The 14,964-nt window shown below is 73.9% G+C and carries 16 protein-coding genes; 9 read left to right on the forward strand and 7 right to left on the reverse strand.

What is annotated here, in order from left to right; all coding sequences use genetic code 11:
- Positions 1-98 precede the first annotated feature (98 nt).
- Positions 99-1,808 carry a phytoene desaturase family protein gene (locus OG286_RS22020; protein ID WP_396322020.1) on the forward strand — a complete coding sequence of 570 codons (1,710 nt, stop codon included), beginning with the start codon at positions 99-101 and terminating at the stop codon, positions 1,806-1,808.
- Positions 1,805-2,863, forward strand: a complete 1,059-nt coding sequence (locus OG286_RS22025) for an MDR family NADP-dependent oxidoreductase (RefSeq protein ID WP_405360333.1) — start codon at positions 1,805-1,807, stop codon at positions 2,861-2,863. Before OG286_RS22020 ends, OG286_RS22025 begins: the two co-directional genes overlap by 4 nt.
- A 62-nt stretch (positions 2,864-2,925) precedes the next feature.
- On the opposite strand, the gene OG286_RS22030 is transcribed toward OG286_RS22025, so the two are convergent.
- On the reverse strand, positions 2,926-3,501 hold the full coding sequence (locus OG286_RS22030) for a TrmH family RNA methyltransferase (RefSeq protein ID WP_396322018.1): 576 nt from the start codon (positions 3,499-3,501) through the stop codon (positions 2,926-2,928).
- A complete protein-coding gene (locus tag OG286_RS22035; RefSeq protein ID WP_396322017.1) occupies positions 3,498-4,139 on the reverse strand; it encodes a class I SAM-dependent methyltransferase in 642 nt (213 codons plus the stop codon). The genes OG286_RS22030 and OG286_RS22035 overlap by 4 nt, the downstream gene beginning before the upstream one ends.
- Before the next feature lie 306 nt (positions 4,140-4,445).
- Here OG286_RS22035 and OG286_RS22040 point away from each other — a divergent pair, with 306 nt between their 5' ends.
- Positions 4,446-4,640, forward strand: a complete 195-nt coding sequence (locus OG286_RS22040; protein ID WP_396322016.1) for a hypothetical protein — start codon at positions 4,446-4,448, stop codon at positions 4,638-4,640.
- A 54-nt stretch (positions 4,641-4,694) separates the two neighbouring features.
- On the opposite strand, the gene OG286_RS22045 is transcribed toward OG286_RS22040, so the two are convergent.
- The gene (locus OG286_RS22045; RefSeq protein WP_405365715.1) at positions 4,695-7,355 is read right to left on the reverse strand and encodes a lysylphosphatidylglycerol synthase domain-containing protein; all 2,661 of its coding nucleotides are present in this window, start codon (positions 7,353-7,355) and stop codon (positions 4,695-4,697) included.
- 61 nt (positions 7,356-7,416) lie between these two features.
- Entirely contained in the window at positions 7,417-8,178 is a 762-nt protein-coding gene (locus tag OG286_RS22050; RefSeq protein ID WP_396322014.1) for an SDR family oxidoreductase, read from the reverse strand.
- A 167-nt stretch (positions 8,179-8,345) separates the two neighbouring features.
- On the opposite strand from OG286_RS22050, the gene OG286_RS22055 reads away from it, so the two are divergent.
- From OG286_RS22055 to OG286_RS22075, 5 genes are all read left to right on the forward strand, one after another.
- Positions 8,346-9,218: a helix-turn-helix transcriptional regulator gene (locus OG286_RS22055; protein WP_396322013.1), complete on the forward strand. Its 873-nt coding sequence runs from the start codon at positions 8,346-8,348 to the stop codon at positions 9,216-9,218.
- Positions 9,219-9,290: 72 nt separating this feature from the next.
- Entirely contained in the window at positions 9,291-9,557 is a 267-nt protein-coding gene (locus OG286_RS22060; RefSeq protein WP_396322012.1) for a UBP-type zinc finger domain-containing protein, read from the forward strand.
- Between the two features lie 150 nt (positions 9,558-9,707).
- A complete protein-coding gene (locus tag OG286_RS22065; protein WP_396322011.1) occupies positions 9,708-9,974 on the forward strand; it encodes a hypothetical protein in 267 nt (88 codons plus the stop codon).
- 351 nt (positions 9,975-10,325) lie between these two features.
- Positions 10,326-11,567, forward strand: coding sequence for a serine hydrolase domain-containing protein (locus tag OG286_RS22070; protein WP_405365716.1), 1,242 nt, complete (start codon positions 10,326-10,328; stop codon positions 11,565-11,567).
- 70 nt (positions 11,568-11,637) lie between these two features.
- The gene (locus tag OG286_RS22075; RefSeq protein WP_405365717.1) at positions 11,638-12,612 is read left to right on the forward strand and encodes a sigma-70 family RNA polymerase sigma factor; all 975 of its coding nucleotides are present in this window, start codon (positions 11,638-11,640) and stop codon (positions 12,610-12,612) included.
- Here OG286_RS22075 and OG286_RS22080 read toward each other — a convergent pair.
- Complete coding sequence (locus OG286_RS22080; RefSeq protein ID WP_405365718.1) at positions 12,523-12,882, reverse strand: STAS domain-containing protein; 360 nt, start codon at positions 12,880-12,882, stop codon at positions 12,523-12,525. The genes OG286_RS22075 and OG286_RS22080 overlap by 90 nt on opposite strands.
- A 124-nt stretch (positions 12,883-13,006) precedes the next feature.
- On the opposite strand from OG286_RS22080, the gene OG286_RS22085 reads away from it, so the two are divergent.
- On the forward strand, positions 13,007-13,498 hold the full coding sequence (locus OG286_RS22085; protein WP_396322007.1) for an NUDIX domain-containing protein: 492 nt from the start codon (positions 13,007-13,009) through the stop codon (positions 13,496-13,498).
- Between the two features lie 47 nt (positions 13,499-13,545).
- Here OG286_RS22085 and OG286_RS22090 read toward each other — a convergent pair whose 3' ends face one another.
- Positions 13,546-14,295: a Clp protease N-terminal domain-containing protein gene (locus tag OG286_RS22090; protein ID WP_396322006.1), complete on the reverse strand. Its 750-nt coding sequence runs from the start codon at positions 14,293-14,295 to the stop codon at positions 13,546-13,548.
- A gap of 121 nt (positions 14,296-14,416) precedes the next feature.
- The gene (locus OG286_RS22095) at positions 14,417-14,863 is read right to left on the reverse strand and encodes a GNAT family N-acetyltransferase (RefSeq protein WP_405365719.1); all 447 of its coding nucleotides are present in this window, start codon (positions 14,861-14,863) and stop codon (positions 14,417-14,419) included.
- Positions 14,864-14,964: the final 101 nt, after the last annotated feature.

Consider the following 14,964-nt stretch of genomic DNA (forward strand, 5'->3'; position numbering starts at 1 on the left):
GAGGCGGCGACGCAATGACGGAGCGTCAGGAAATGCCAGGAGCGACGAGGAAGGCCAGTGAATTGGCACGGGATACAGCGACAGGACGCCGGGAGTCGATGATCATCATCGGCGGCGGCCTCGGCGGCCTCTCCACCGGCTGCTACGCCAGGATGAACGGGTACGGCACCCAGATCTTCGAGATGCACGAGATCCCCGGCGGCTCCTGCACCGGCTGGGACCGCAGCGACTTCACCTTCGACTGGTGCATCAGCTGGTTGCTCGGCAACGGCCCGGGCAACGAGATGTACCAGATCTGGCTGGAGCTCGGCGCCCTCCAGGGCAAGGAGATGCGGCACTTCGACGCGTTCAACGTCGTCCGCGGCCGGGACGGCCGGGCGGTCTACTTCTACTCCGACCCGGACCGGCTGGAGGCCCATCTGCTGGGCATCTCCCCGGCCGACGCGGCCCCGATCCGGGAGTTCTGCAACGGCATCCGGACCTTCCGCAAGGCGCTGGCCGTCTACCCGTTCCTCAAACCGGTCGGCCTGATGGGCCGGGTCGAGCGCTGGCGGATGCTGGCCTCGTTCCTCCCGTACTTCAACACCATCCGCAAGTCGATCACCGTGCTGATGGCGGACTACTCGCAGCGGTTCCGGGAGCCGCTGCTGCGGGAGGCGTTCAACTTCATCCTCTACGAGAAGCACCCGGCCTTCCCGGTGCTGCCGTTCTACTTCCAGCTCGCCTCGCACGCCAACCACGCCGCCGGGGTGCCGGAGGGCGGCTCGCTCGCCCTGGCCCGGTCGGTCGAGCAGCGGTACCGGAAGCTCGGCGGCGAGATCACCTACAACGCCAAGGTCGAGGAGATCCTGGTCGAGGACGACCGGGCGGTGGGCGTGCGGCTCAGCGACGGCCGGGATTACCGGGCCGACATCGTGGTCTCCGCCGCCGACGGCCACACCACCGTGATGAAGCTGCTCAAGGGCCGCTACCTGAACGACACCTACCGCAGGCTCTACACCTCGCTGATCGACGAGCCGGGCCAGCTGTCGCCCGGGTATGTCTCCCTCTTCCTCGGGCTGCGCCGGCCCTTCCCGGAGGGGGAGCCCTGCACCACCTACCTGCTGGGCGAGCGGGAGACGGCCGGGCTGACCGGCATCCGCTGCCCCAGCATGAACGTGCAGTTCCGCACCCGGCACTACCCGGAGCTGGCGCCCAAGGAGTCCACCGTGGTGTTCGCCACCTACTTCTCCGACATCGGCCCCTGGCGGGAGCTGCGCGAGGGCCCGGAGCAGTCCTCCCGGGTGCGGCGCGGCGAGGAGCTGCACACCCTGCCGGTGAAGCACGGCCGGGAGTACATGGCGGCCAAGCGGAGGGTGCGCAACGGCATCGTCTCCTTCCTGGACGAGCGGTTCCCCGGCTTCAAGGACGCGGTCGCCGTCGCCGACGTCTCCACTCCGCTCACCCAGGTCCGCTACACGGGCGTCTACGACGGCACCTTCCCGGGCTGGAACCCGTTCGTGGAGGGCAGCGAGACCGTCGAGCAGGAGATCAAGAAGAACGGCCCGGTGCTGCCCGGGCTGGGGAACTTCTACCTCTCCGGCGTCTGGGCCACCATCGGCGGCCTGATCCGGGCGGCCGCCGCCGGCCGGCACGTCATGCAGTTCATCTGCCGCGACGACGGCGTGGAGTTCACCGCCGACATCGACCTGAGCGCGCCGCCGCCCACCCATCTGATCCTCCCGGTCGGCCGGCCGCCGCAAGAACAGGCCGGACCGGCCGAGGAGATCCCGTCCACCAGCACCGTACCGACAGGGACCCTGGCATGAAGATCGAGAAATGGGTGGTCTGCGAGCACCTCGAAGGGGTGCCGGACGTCAACCGGATCTACCGGAAGGTGGTCGAGGACGTCGAGATCGGCCTCCGTCCGGACGAGATGCTCTTCCGGACGAGGTACGTCTCGGTCGACCCGTACCAGAGCGGCCTCGCGCTGGAGACGCCGATCGGCGACCACATGGGCGGCGACTCGATCATGGAGGTGCTGGAGGCCGGGCCGGAGGCGGCGTTCCGGGTCGGGGACCTCGTCCAGGGCTTCGGCGGCTGGCGCAGCCACGTCGTCCACAACGGCGCCGAGGAGGTGTGGAAGACCGGCGTCTTCCCGATGGTCTTCCCGGCCTACCGGCGGCTCGACCCGGCCTGGTACGACGATGAGCTGCCCGTCTCCACGGGGCTCGGCATCATGGGCGCGCCCGGGATGACGGCCTGGGGAACGCTCACCAAGTTCATGACCGTGCGCCCCGGCGACACCGTGGTGATCAGTGGCGCGTCCGGCTCGATCGGCACCCTGGTCGGCCAGCTGGCCAGGCGCGCGGGCGCCGGCCGGGTGGTCGGCACCACCGCCTCGCCGGGCAAGGCCGCGTACCTGAAGGAGCTCGGCTTCGACGAGGTGGTGCTGTACGACCAGGCCGACGACGCCGGGACGGTCCGCGAGGCGCTGCTGTTCGCCGCCCCCGACGGCATCGACCGCTACTTCGACAACCTCGGCGGGACGGTCACCGACGCGGTGTTCACCATGCTCAACGTGAACAGCCAGGTCGCCGTCTGCTGGCAGTGGGCGACCACGGTGAACGGCGAGCTGACCGGGCCCCGGCTGCTGCCGTACATCATGTTCCCGCGCACCACGATCCGCGGGATCTTCGCCCAGGAGTGGTTCAACGAGCCGGAGCTGGCCGCGATGCACGCGGACCTCGGCGGGCTGGTCCGGCGCGGCGAGATCCGCTACCACCAGACCGTGCACAAGGGCTTCGACGCGATCCCGCAGGCCTACCGCAGCCTCTACGTGGACCGCGAGGCCAACCGGGGCAAGGTGCTGGTCGAGGTCTGAGCCCGGCAGGCGGGAGGGGCCGGTCGGCACCTCCCGCCCCGGGGGTCACGCACCCCGGAGGGTCACTCGTCGTCGAGGTCCAGGCCGCCCGCGTCGCTGCCGTCCGGGGTACCGCTGATCGCGTACCCCTGGCGGCGCGCCTCGTAGCAGGCCACCGTCGCGGCGGCGGAGACGTTCAGCGAGCCGACCCGGCCCAGCTGCGGGACGAAGACCACCTGGTCGCAGAGGGCCAGCGCGTCGGGGGTGATCCCGCGGTCCTCGTGGCCCAGCACGAAGGCGACCGCCGGGGTCAGCTCGGCGGCGAACATCGGCACCGCCTCGTCCGCCAGCTCCAGGCCGACCACCTTGAAGCCGTCCGCCTTGGCGGAGGCGACCGCCTCGGCCACGGTGGGGAAGTGCTCCACCTTGAGGTACTTGTCGGTGCCCATCGCGGCCTTCTGCGCGCCGGACGACCGCACCGACGGGGTGTCGCCGGTCAGGTACAGCTTCTCGGCGCCCATCGCGGCGGCGGTCCGGACCACCGAGCCGACGTTGAAGGGCGACTGGAGGTTCTCCAGGATCAGCGCGAGCCGGTACTCGTTGCTGCGCCTCCACTGGCGGTGCAGCCGCTTCAGTTCGGTCCCGCGGAGCTGCTTCACGACGTCGTACCTCGTCCACTCTCGGGGCCCGCACCCTCGGGGCGGGGCCGCGCTTCCAGAATCCGGAACCCGTTGACCGAGGTGACCCGGCCGGTCGGGTAGCCCTGGTCGTTCAGCCACTTCTGCAGCGAGTCCGAGCCCAGGTTCTTCTGCACCACCAGGAACGCCGAGCCGTCCGGGGTCAGCCGGCCGAGCCACTGGTGCAGCAGCCGGCGCAGGGCGGCCTTGCCGATCCGGATCGGCGGGTTGGAGTAGATCGCCGCGAACCGCAGGTCCTCGGGGACGTCCTCCGGCAGCGACGCCTGCACATTGCCCAGCCCGAGCGACTCCGCGTTCAGCCGGACCAGCTCCAGCGCGCGGGTGTTCACGTCCACGCCCCAGACCGGCAGCCGCTTGCGCCGGCTCGCCCAGGTCAGGGTGATCGGGCCGTAGCCGCAGCCGACGTCCAGGATCGGGCCGCGGACCCGCGGCGGCGGGGCGTGCTCCAGCAGGACCCGGGTGCCCGGATCCAGCCGGTTGCGGGAGAACACCCCGGCGTCGGTGGTCAGTTCCAGGGTGAGGTCCGGCAGGGTGACCGTGATCGGACGGCGCTCGCTGGCGACCTCGGGTGCACCGGTGAAGTAGTGCGAGCCGGACATGATTTCCCCGTCGTTCGTAAGGCTTCGGGGCCACCGGGTGGGTGTGGGTAAGCCCTGCTGGTACGCGACTGATCGTACCCCCGGCGGCCCGGGCCCCGGCAGCGCGGGAGAAGGGGCCGTGCCGTCCGTGCCGTCCGTGCTGCCGGGACCGTGCCGCCCGTGCCGTCCGTGCCGCCCGTGCCGTCGCGGCAGACCCGGCAACACGCCGGGCGGCGGGCGGCGCATCGCGCCCGGGCGGCCGCGGACGGATACTTCGAGTACCCGGGGCGGGCCCGTGGGAGCCTCCCAGCAGCGAGGACGGATGCCATGCCGCAGAATCACGAGGACTACCTGGACGAGGTCGCCGAGGTGGTGGAGCCTGACGACGAGGCCGAGGAGGGCGACGAGTACGACGAGCTGGCCGAGCGCCGCGCCCTCGGCGCCGACCCGGCCACCGAGGTCGCCGACGTCGCGGAACAGAGCCGGATCGTCCAGCTCGACGAGGACGAGTACCGGGAGTAGGGCCGTGCCGGGGGTGGGCACGAACCGGGGGTGAGTGCGTGCCGGGGCGGGCGCCTAGAGTGCGCCGCGCCGCTGGAGCCAGGCGAACGCCGCCCAGCCCGGCAGCACCGGCAGGACGAGTGTCAGCAGGCGGAAGAGCGCGACCGAGGCCAGTGCGCCGCCCTCCTCCATCGACGCGGTGTGCTCCATCAGCGTCACCAGTGCGCTGTCCACGGCGCCGGCCCCGCCCGGGGTCGGCGCCGCGTTGCCGACCGCGTTGCCGATCAGGAAGACCACCGCCACCGAGGCGAAGGCCGGCTCCCGGCCGACCGCCCGGGCGCAGCAGTACAGGCACGCCACCAGGCAGAGCGAGACCAGCAGCTGCCCGGCGATGCCCACGGCCAGCCGCCGGGGGCTGCGCAGCAGCTCCAGCAGCCGGGGCAGCACCTCGGAGGTCAGCGGCCGCAGCCGGGCGGTCAGCCACCGCCGGGCCGCCGGCACGGCGGAGACCCCGGCCAGCAGCACCGCGGCGCCGGCCAGGCCGCTGACCACGGCCGGCAGCGCGTCCAGCTCGGAGCCGCCGGGCTCCAGGCCCAGCAGGTAGACGAAGGCACCCAGCTGCAACAGGTGCAGCACCAGGCTGAAGAGCTGGCCCACGCCCACGCTGGACAGCGCCTGGGCGGTCGGGAGGCCGGCCCGCTGGAGGAAGCGCGTGTTCAGGGCCACCCCGCCGACGCCGCCGGGCGAGACCAGTTTCACGAAGGACCCGGCGAGCTGGGCGAGGACGGCGTGGCGGAAGTCCAGCCGCTCGGGGACGAAGCCGACGAAGCCCATCGCGGCCGTGAAGTGGCTGGCCGTCGCGGCCAGCAGGGCGAGCACCAGCCAGAGCGGGTCGGCGTCGGCCATGGTGGCGACCGGGTTCTGCTCGCTCGCGAAGAGCTGGGGCAGCAGCAGCCACCCGGCCACCACGCCGCCGCCGACGGCCAGCAGGGTGCGGGGGCGCAGCCGCTCCAGCCTGACCGCCCGCACCGGCGCCTGCGGCCTGCTCCGGAGGACTTCGCCGCGGATGGCGTCCAGCAGCTCGACGGGCGGTGGCGGGGGAGCGGCGGCGCGGGTCGCCGCGGCCCCGGGACCGGCCGGGCCGGCGGTGGCGCGCCGGGCGGCCGCGTCGCGTTTGAGGGCGCTGCGGGTGGTGCGGGCGAGCGCGATGGGCTGGAGCAGCGGCAGGGCCGCGCCGACGGCGTCCGGGCCGAGGACGGCCACCGCGCTGCGTACGGCCCGCTCGGCGCCGGTGCGCAGGGCGAGGGTGGTGAGCAGCTGGGCGATGTCGCACTGCAGGACGAGTTCGCTCGCCGCGATGTCGCCGTCCGCGAGGTCGACCAGGTGCACCGCGCCGGTCTCGTCCACCAGCAGTGAGGAGGGGACGAGCGCGCGGTGCGAGATCTCGCGGCGCTGGAGCAGCGAGAGCTGGGTCCAGGCGTCGGTGAGCAGCGTGTCGGTCAGTTCGTCGTCGGAGAGCCGGTCCAGGGTGCGGCCGGGCAGGTACTCGTAGGCGACCAGGGCGGTGTCGCGGCCGAGTTCGACGGTGACGGCGATCCGGCGGGTCCGGACGCCGGCGGCGACGGCCGCGTACGAGACCAGGGCCTCGTGCTCCAGCCCGGTGCGCAGCGAGCGCAGGGCCCGCGGGTGCGGGGCGGTGCGCAGCCGCAGCCGGCGCCAGACGCGCTGGACCAGGGCGGCGGTGACGGCCTGGCGGTCGAGCAGCTGGACGTCGAGGTCGGGGCGGCCGGCCTCCTGGCGGACCAGGTAGCGGTCGGGGCCGGCCGGGCCGGCGCCGACCGGGCGCAGCCCCGCCCCGCGCAGGCTGCGCAGGAGCTCGGCGGGCCGGGGCCGGGGGTCGGGGGTGCCGACGGCGTAGCGGGTGCCGTGGGCGGTGGTCCAGCCGATCAGCAGGCCGAGCACCACCGCGGTCGGGGTGGCGTACCCGGCGGCCAGCCCGGCGAGGCCGGAGACGGCGAGGAGGACCCGGGGGGCCCTGAGTTCGCGGGCTCCGGAGGCGGTGAGGAAGGCGAGGACCGGGGCGAGGTAGCCGTAGACCGGTTCGGTGTGGGCCGCGTAGCTGTAGACGGGCCCGGAGTGGGCGAGGCCGTCGACGGGCAGCGGCAGGGTGAGGGCGGTCAGCAGTGAGCGCGGGGCGGCACCGTCGATCCACAGGTCCAGGGCGAGCGAGACGCCGTAGGCGAGGACGGCGGCGAGCAGTCCGTCGCAGAGGTGCTGGAGGGTGCGCCTGCGGTCGGTCGCCGGGCTCAGGAGCCGGCGGACCGCCGAGTACGCCGGGACGAGCAGCAGGGCGGCGGTGGAGAGCCCTCCGGCGATCGCGGGGAGCGGGACCGGCACCAGCAGGACGGCCTGGGCGACGTCGGAGGCGATGCCGCTGGTCGTGGCACGGGCGTACTCGGAGAGCAGCAGGGTGAGGGCTAAGGCGGTGAGGCCGACGAGGAGCCGGATCAGCGCGACCGGCTGGCGGATCCGGCCGGTGCCCGCCGGGTCGGTGCCCGCCGGGCCGGTGCCCCCGGGGTGGGAGATGCCCGGGGCGCGGGTGTCCGAGCCGGGGGCATCCGCGGGGGGAGGGGTGTCCGGTATGTCCGGCGGAGCGCCTGGGTCTGCCTGCCCCGGTATGCCGCCCGCCTGGGCACCGCCGGTGTCGCTGTCCGTTCCCCCCGTTACAACCGCCACGGTTGGCATGCTCCCACGGCGCCGTCCGGGCCCGCCGGGGAACCCGGGCGGACGGCCCTCGTCAGGCCTGCCGGGTCGGCAGGGCGACCAGGTGGCGCAGGTTGACGTGCCGGGGGCGGGTGACGGTGTAGCCGATCAGGTCGGCGATGTCGTCGGAGGTCAGCGCGGGGATCGCGGCGAACATCCCGCCGAGCTGCTCGCGCAGCACCGGGTTGTCGATGTGCCCGCCCAGCTCGGTGTCGGTCAGCCCGGGCTCGATCGCGCTGACCCGGACGTCGCGCGGGCCCAGCTCGCTGCGGAGCGCGGCGGAGAGCTGGGTGAGTGCGGCCTTGGTGGCGCCGTAGACGGCGTAGTCGGGGAAGACGACGTGGGAGGCGATCGAGGAGACGTTGACCAGGTCGGCGGTCCGGCCCTCGGCGGCGGCCGCGGTGAGGTCGGCCGTGAAGGCGCGGACGATCCGCAGCGCGCCGGTGAGGTTGGTGTCGATCATGCGGGTCCACTCGTCGATCCGGCCGTCGGCGAGGGGGTTGGGCAGCATCACGCCGGCGTTGTTGACCACCAGGTCGACCGGGCCGTACGCGTCGTGGACGGCCTTGGCGGCGGCGTCCACCGAGGCCTGGTCGGTGATGTCGGTGGTGACGGCGATCGCCCGGCCGCCGGCGGCGGTGATCTCGGCGGCCAGCGCGTCCAGCCGCTCGGTGCGGCGGGCCAGCAGCGCGACCCGGGCGCCGCCGGTGGCGAGCAGGCGGGCGGTGGCCTCGCCCATGCCGCTGGCGGCTCCGGTGACGACGGCGGTGCGGGTGGCGAGGGCGGGGTAGCTCATCGGGTGCTCCTGAGTGGTTCCGTCGGGGCTGACGGGAGCAACTCTGCGCGCACCGCGGCCGGTCACCCAGGGCTGCGCCGCACCCGGGAAAGCCCTTCCTGGGAAAGCGCAACCTGGGAAAGCCAGTACTACCCTCACGGCGGCCCTCCCGGTCTACGCTGCCGGGCATGGAGAACACCGTCGGGGACTTCCTCCGCTCGCGCCGTGCCCGGATCCGGCCCGAGGAGGTGGGCCTGCCCTCGCACGGCCGCCGCCGGGTGCAGGGGCTGCGCCGCGAGGAGGTGGCCCAACTCGCCGGGGTCAGCGTCGACTACTACGTCCGGCTGGAGCAGGGCCGCGGCGGCAGCGCCTCGGACGCCGTGCTGGACGCGGTGGCGCGGGTGCTGGGGCTGGACGAGGTGGAGGCCGCGTACCTGCGGTCGCTGGCCCGTCCGGCCCGGCCGTCCGCCGCGCCGCGGGGCCGCCGGCAGGTGCGGGAGGGCACCCGGCTGCTGCTGGACCTGATGCCCGGGGTACCGGCCTTCGTGCTCGGCCGCCGCATGGACGTGCTGGCCTGGAACGACCTCGGCGACGCCGTGAACGGCTTCTCCGCACGCTCGTCCGGCGAGGCCAACGCGGCCCGCCACGCCTTCCTCGACCCGGCCGCCCGGGAGTTCTACCCGCAGTGGGAGGCGGTGGCGGCCGAGACCGTCGCCTACCTGCGGCTGGACGCCGGCCGGCACCCGCAGGACGCCCGGCTGGCCGCGCTGGTGGGCGAACTGTCGATGCGCAGCGAGGAGTTCCGGCGGCTGTGGGCGGACCACGAGGTGAAGCAGAAGACCCACGGCGTCAAGCTGATCCGCCATCGGCTGGTCGGTGAACTCGACTTCGGCTACGAGACGCTGGCCGTCAACGGCTCCCCCGACCAGTTGCTCGTCGTCTACACCGCTCCGCCCGGCTCGCCGACCGCGCAGAAGCTGGCCCTGCTGGGGAGCTGGACGGCGCAGGACGCCCCGGCCGGGGGAGCCCCGGCGCAGGACGCCCCGGCCGCCGCGGACTGACCCGGGGGCGTGTGCGACCTGCGGGGCGTGTCTTGGGCGGTGGGCCGGGGCGGCCGTCACTACCCTGCGTGCATGAGCGCCTGCGAAGACCTCACCGCGGCACCCCGGGACATCGAACCCCTCCCGCCGGCCGACGGCTGCGCCGACTGCCTGGCCCAGGGGCGCCGGGACTGGGTCCACCTGCGGGTCTGCCTGGACTGCGGCCACATCGGCTGCTGCGACTTCTCGCCGCAGCGGCACGCCACCGCGCACTTCCACAACAGCTCCCACCCGGTGATCCGCTCGTACGAGCCGGGGGAGGACTGGCGCTGGTGCTTCGTCCACGAGGTCATGGGCTGAGGGCGTCCTGGGGCGTACCCCCGGAGGTTCCGGAACGGGCGAGGTGGCAGGGCGGCCGAGGTGTAGGGCGGCTAAAATCCGGACATAACGCCCGTGCGGTCCTCCCGGCCGACGCTCGTTCGTCCGGTGGCCGCCGAAGGGAGGCCGACGATGACCAAGTCGATGCCGAGCAGCACCCACAAGCTCCGCCGGGGCACCCAGGAGCTGCTGGAACGCCGGGGCATGGCGATGAGCCCCAAGTCGCTGCCACCACGGCTGCGCACCAACGCGCCACCCGCGGCCAGCGCCGGGGCCGGCTCCGCCTTCCGGCACGGCGGCCGTGACGCCGAGGTGGCGGCGATGCACTCCGCCCCGGCGATGCACTCCGAACTGAAGGGCCACCGCCACCGCGGCGCGGAGAAGCACTCCGCGCACTGAACCACCGCACGCCTGAATCACCGTGCGCGCTGGACCACCGCACGCAGTGAACCACGCACGCAGTGAACGACTGCACACGGGGCCACCGTGCGTGCCGAAGCACTCCGCGCGGACAACCACCGCGCGCGCTGGACCACTCCGCGCACCGGGCGGGACGCAGCCGTCGGGGGCGGGGGCCGAGCGCGGGCCCCCGCCCCCGACGGCTGCCCGGGCGCCGGCCCCGGGACGACTCGGGGTCGGCTCCGGGGCGTCTGGGGGGCCGTCCCGGATGGCCGCGGCGCCGCACTCCAACAGACTCGTTCCCGGACAGAGCACGAGCCGCCGGACGAGCCACAGTTGGAGACCAGACCGATGAACACCACTCAGCGCAAACGCCGTTGGACCGCCCTCGCCGTCTCGGGTGCCCTGCTGGCGGCCGTCGCGGCCGGTGCTGCGACGCCGGCCCTGGCCGCCGACCGGGCGCCGGGCAGCGCGAGTTCGGCCGACGCCGCCGTCCGCCTGGCCGGTCCGCCCGACCGCGAGGCGCTGGCGAAGACGCTCGCCGGCCTGCCGGCCGACGGAATCACCGGCGCGCTGGTCCGGGTCGACGGCAGGGGCGGCCGGTGGGCCGGCACGGCGGGCGACGTCCCGGCGGACGCCCGGTTCCGGATCGGCAGCATCTCCAAGGTCTTCACCGCCACCGTGGTGCTCCAGCTCGCCGCCGAGCGGAAGCTCGACCTGGACGGCACCGTTCAGCAGTACCTGCCCGGGCTCCTCCCGGCGTCCTACCCGCCGGTCACCGTCGGCCGGTTGCTCGACCACACCAGCGGTCTGCCGGGCGGTGGCGGCCTCACCTCCGGGGACGGCACCGAGAGCTGGTTCGCCGCGCACAAGGCCGACTCCTGGACGCCCGCCCAGGTGGTCGCGGACGCCGTCCGGCAGCCGATGGGCTTCGCACCGGGCACCGCGCAGCAGTACAACGGCATCAACACCTTCGTCGCCGGGATGGTGGTCGAGAAGGTCACCGGCCACACCTTCGCCCGGGAGGTGCAGACCCGGATCGCCCGCCCGCTGGGTCTGCGCGACACCGTCGTCCCGGACCGCGACGACCTCACCCTGACCGGTCCGCACGCGCGGGTCTCCGTGGACGTCGGCGGCCCGCAGGGCCCCCGGCAGCTGGTGGACGTCACCGAGCAGAGCCCGTGGCCGTGGGCGGAGGGCGGCATGATCTCCTCCGCCGCCGACCTGGACCGGTTCATGACGGCGCTGCTCCGTGGCCGGCTGCTGCCGCCCGCCCAGCAGGCCGAGCTGTTCGACGTCCCGGACGTGCCCAACCACCGCAACAAGAACTGCGAGATCGGCCCGACCGCCGGTCACGCCTGCTTCTCCAAGGGCCTGATGAGCGCCACCCTGCCCAACGGCGTCGTGGTCTGGGGCAAGACCGGCTCCCGCCCCGGCTACACCAGCGGCGTCTTCGCCACCAGGGACCTCAGCCGCAAGGTGGTCTACTCGATCAACCCGACCGGCATCTCCGGCGCCGAGTTCCCGAAGATGTGGGAGATCGTGACGACCTCCTTCGGCTCCGGCCAGAAGTACGGGGACCAGCCGGAGTAGGGCCGCTGTCGGTGGGCTGCGGTAGGTTCGTGCCGATCACTGGCGGTGTGGCGGACACGGGGGGCACGCGATGGCCGAGCTGATGACGGAGGAGCCGGTCGAGGTCCAGCTGGAGCGCCACCGGACGGAGCTGACCGGCTACTGCTACCGCATGCTCGGCTCGGTCTTCGAGGCCGAGGACGCGGTGCAGGAGACGATGATCCGCGCCTGGCGCGGCCACCGGGGCTTCGAAGGTCGGGCGGCGCTGCGCTCCTGGCTGTACCGGATCGCCACCAACGTCTGCCTGGACGCGCTGAACGGCCGCAACGGCCGGGCCCGTCCGATGGACCTGGCCGGCCCGTCCACCGTCGCCACCGCGACCGGGAACCAGTTGCCCGAGGTGACCTGGATCGGCCCGGCGCCGGACGGCCGGGTCCTGCCCGAGACGGGGGACCCTGCCGAGGTGGCCGCCCAGCGCGAGTCGGTGCGGCTGGCGTTCGTCGCCGCGCTCCAGCGGCTGGCGCCGCGGCAGCGGGCGGTGCTGATCCTGCGCGAGGTGCTCGGCTGGAGGGCCGCCGAGGTCGCCGAACTGCTCGGCGTCACCGTGGCGTCCGTCAACAGCGCGCTCCAGCGGGCGCGCTCGGTGCTCGCCGCGGACGCCTCGGCGGCCCGGCCGGCGCCCGCGCTGGACGAGGACCACCGGGCGCTGCTCTCCCGCTACGTCTCGGCCTTCGAGGCGTACGACATGGACGGGCTGGCGGCGCTGCTGCACGAGGACGTCACGCTCAACATGCCGCCGTACGAGCTGTGGCTGACCGGGCACGCCGACATCCGTGAGTGGATGCTCGGCCCGGGCCACGGTTGCCGGGGCTCGCGGCTGGTCCCGGTGGAGGCCAACGGCAGCCCGGCCTTCGGGCAGTACCGGCCGAGCCCGGAGGGCGGCCACGAGCCGTGGGCGCTGATCGTGCTGGAGGTGTCAGAGGGCCGGATCATCGGGCTCACCAACTTCCTCGACACCGACGTGCTCTTCCCGCTCTTCGGCCTCCCGCCCCGGCTGGACGGGTAGTCCGGGCTCGACCGGCAGCCCGGGCTGCGTGGGCAGTGCCGGTCGGACGGGTGGTCCGGGCTCGACCGGCAGCACGCCGGCCAGGCCGGTGAAGGCGAGCAGCTCCCGCAGGGGGCCGCTCGCGTTCGTCAGTACCACCCGCACGCCGTACCGGGCGGCCGCGCGCCGGAGCCGGGCGAGCGCGTCGACGACGGCCAGGTCGGGGGTGGTGAGGGCGCCGACGTCGCAGGTCAGCAGTGGGTCGGACGGGGTCTCCCGGTTGGTGTTCACGGAGCTTGGACCGCCGCGGCGGGCGTGGCTCATCGGCCCGCCGGGAGATTCCCGCAAGATTTCCGGCGGGAGCGATGCGTGGCACAGTGGGCGGCAGTTGCCCCTGCCCCGGAGGAGGACCGCCGTGACGGCCGAGCCGTTGAAGTCCAAGGAAGAGTGGCTGGCGTCCCTGCCGCGGATCTACGCGGCAGCCGGGTGCGTGCTGCGGGACGCGTCGGGGCGGGTTCTGATCGTTAAGGCCGGCTACCGGGAGCACTGGCAGTTCCCGGGCGGTACCATCGACCTCGGCGAGGGGCCGGCCGAGTGCGCCGCGCGGGAGCTGACCGAGGAGACCGGGCTGGTGCGGCCGGCCGGTGACCTGCTGGCGATCTCCTGGACCCATCCCTCCGCCGAACTCGACCACCCGGCCGAGCACTTCCTCTTCGACTTCGGCACCGTCCCGGACGGCACCCCCGTGACCGTCCCGGCGGGTGAACTGGACGACTACCGCTGGGCCGGCGACGAGGAGGCACTCGAACTGCTCGGCCCGGCACGGTCCCTGCGGCTGCGGGCTGCGGTGGAGGCGGCCGCCGACGGGCGGGTGCGGATCATCACCACCCACGTGTCCGGCTTCTGACGACGGGCCCGAGGCCCCCGGTCGCGCCGGGGGCCCGGGCGGGTCGCTCAGCCCTGCTCGGTGGCGCGCGCCGCGATGTACGCCGCGACGGCCTCCGAGGTGAAGGTCTCCGCCTCGGCCTTGTCCACGCCGAGGTCGGCGAGCGGGCCCGCGCCGTTCTCCTGCTCCAGCAGGGCCAGCAGGATGTGCTCGGTGCCGACGTAGTTGTGCCCCAGCTTGAGCGCCTCGCGGAAGGTCAGCTCCAGCACCTTCTTGCCCTCGGCGTCGTAGGGGATCAGCCCGGGCGTCTCGCCGGAGGCGGCCGGAAGGGTCGCGGTGACCGCCGCCCGGACGGCGTCCGGGGTGAAGCCCTGGGCGGCCAGCGCCCGGACGGCCAGGCCTTCCGGCTCGGCGAGCAGGCCGAGCACGAGATGCCCGGTGCCGATCTCGGTGTTGCCGGCCCGGCGGGCCTCCTCCTGCGACTCCATCACCACGTGCCGGGCCCGGGGGGTGAACCGGCTGAAGCCCTGGCTGGGGTCGAGGTCGGAGGGCGTGCCCGGGTCCTTGGGGACGAAGCGCTTCTGGGCGGCCTGCTTGGTGACGCCCATGCTGCGGCCGATGTCGGTCCAGGAGGCGCCGGAACGGCGGGCCTGGTCGACGAAGTGGCCGATCAGGTGGTCGGCCAGGTCACCGAGGTGGTCGGCGGCGATGACCGCGTCGGAGAGCTGGTCGAGCGCGTCGCTGTGGACCTTCTTGATCGCGTCGATCAGGTCGTCGAGGCGCAGCGGAGTGGTCTGGGGGACGATGGGGTTCTCCATGCGTCAACCGTAGGTTGTCGACCCAAGGTGCGTCAACCATTGGTTGACGATGTTTCGAGTTGTGTTCCGAGGCGTGCCGCCCGGCGGCCGGCGCGTTTCCGGCGGTCGGTCGACCCGCGGGTCAGAGAGCCAGCTTGAACCCGTCGTGGCTGCGCTCGAAGCCGAGCGAGGCGTAGAAGCGGTGTGCCTCGCTGCGGCGCTTGTTGCTGGTCAGCTGGACCAGCGTGCAGCCGCGGTCGCGGGCCCGCCCGACGGCCCGGGTCAGCAGTTCGCGCCCGAGGCCGGCGCCCCGGCGGTCGGCGCGCACACGGACGGCCTCGACCAGCGCGCGCTCCTCGCCGTGCCGGCCGAGCCCGGGGATGTAGGTGAGCTGGAGGCAGCCGAGCACCGTGCCGTCGCCCTCGTCCAGGACCATCAGCTCGTTGCGGGCGTCCTCCTCCACGGCGGCGAAGGCGCGGGCGTAGGCCTCGTCGACCTGCACGGTGGCGGGGTCGATCACGCGCTCCTCGTCGGCGAGCAGGGCGATGACGGCGGGCAGGTCCCGGCGGGTGGCGGTGCGGAAGATCACGCCCGGAGTCTGCCAGAGCGGATCCGGCCTGCCGGGCCGGGCCCGCTGGCCGGGCGGGGGCATGTCGGTCGGGTTGGGGCCCGTCCGCCGGGCCGGATCCC

The sequence above is a fragment of the Kitasatospora sp. NBC_00039 genome (assembly GCF_045160625.1).
GTDB lineage: Bacteria > Actinomycetota > Actinomycetes > Streptomycetales > Streptomycetaceae > Kitasatospora.

What these genes read in the sequence shown, in the direction of transcription:
- OG286_RS22055 (WP_396322013.1), top strand. Translation starts at nt 8,346, where the DNA reads ATGGAGAACACCGTCGGGGACTTCCTCCGCTCGCGCCGTGCCCGGATC.
- OG286_RS22025 (WP_405360333.1), top strand. Translation starts at nt 1,805, where the DNA reads ATGAAGATCGAGAAATGGGTGGTCTGCGAGCACCTCGAAGGGGTGCCG.
- OG286_RS22020 (WP_396322020.1), top strand. Translation starts at nt 99, where the DNA reads ATGATCATCATCGGCGGCGGCCTCGGCGGCCTCTCCACCGGCTGCTAC.
- OG286_RS22035 (WP_396322017.1), bottom strand. Translation starts at nt 4,139, where the DNA reads ATGTCCGGCTCGCACTACTTCACCGGTGCACCCGAGGTCGCCAGCGAG.
- OG286_RS22075 (WP_405365717.1), top strand. Translation starts at nt 11,638, where the DNA reads ATGGCCGAGCTGATGACGGAGGAGCCGGTCGAGGTCCAGCTGGAGCGC.
- OG286_RS22040 (WP_396322016.1), top strand. Translation starts at nt 4,446, where the DNA reads ATGCCGCAGAATCACGAGGACTACCTGGACGAGGTCGCCGAGGTGGTG.
- OG286_RS22070 (WP_405365716.1), top strand. Translation starts at nt 10,326, where the DNA reads ATGAACACCACTCAGCGCAAACGCCGTTGGACCGCCCTCGCCGTCTCG.
- OG286_RS22060 (WP_396322012.1), top strand. Translation starts at nt 9,291, where the DNA reads ATGAGCGCCTGCGAAGACCTCACCGCGGCACCCCGGGACATCGAACCC.
- OG286_RS22050 (WP_396322014.1), bottom strand. Translation starts at nt 8,178, where the DNA reads ATGAGCTACCCCGCCCTCGCCACCCGCACCGCCGTCGTCACCGGAGCC.
- OG286_RS22090 (WP_396322006.1), bottom strand. Translation starts at nt 14,295, where the DNA reads ATGGAGAACCCCATCGTCCCCCAGACCACTCCGCTGCGCCTCGACGAC.
- OG286_RS22065 (WP_396322011.1), top strand. Translation starts at nt 9,708, where the DNA reads ATGACCAAGTCGATGCCGAGCAGCACCCACAAGCTCCGCCGGGGCACC.